Annotated in this window: 1 protein-coding gene; it reads right to left on the bottom strand. The window is 51.7% G+C overall.

Translation table 11 applies throughout. From position 1 onward, the window contains the following. Nucleotides 1–359 precede the first annotated feature (359 nt). Nucleotides 360–551, bottom strand: a 192-nt coding sequence (locus S1OALGB6SA_RS08090; RefSeq protein ID WP_195910384.1) for an NHL repeat-containing protein, incomplete at its 5' end; no start/stop codon positions are given.

Raw genomic sequence — 551 nt, forward strand, 5'->3', positions numbered from 1 at the left:
AAACTGTGCCGTGGTGCCGGTGCCATTTCCAGAATCCGCTGTGCCACCGACGGCAAAGATGCTTACCACCCAGGCTTTGCTGGTGCTGTCGGGAACCTTGCAGGACGCCAAAAGGATCATAAGAGCCAAAACCGGGATACTGGATAATCTATTCATAATTCCTCATCCTCACTAATTTGCTAGTTAATTATAGTCTTAAATATTATTATAACCCAATTCATCTTGATTCACCGGGGAATCCAGAAGTTTTCTCAAAACTCAGCATCTGCTTTCAAAAGCGATAGCCAGCCCCGGCCTTCGCATCAAGAGGCAGTTTTAAAAGATACCACACTTAACATGAGGCGCCATCGCGCCGCTGCCTAGGGCACCCTGTACTCTATCTTCCGGATGCGGTGGTTCTCAGTATCTGCCACATAGACATTGCCAGATGAGTCCACAGCCACGCCGCGGGGTCTGTTAAACCGTGCCGTGGTGCCGGTGCCATCCGCAAAACCCGCTGTGCCACTGCCGGCAAAGGTGGTTACCACCCCCGCCGGCGTGATTTTCCGGAT

It is taken from the genome of Olavius algarvensis spirochete endosymbiont, from assembly GCA_900608495.1.
In the GTDB taxonomy this organism is placed as follows: Bacteria; Spirochaetota; Spirochaetia; order DSM-2461; family DSM-2461; genus UBA2779.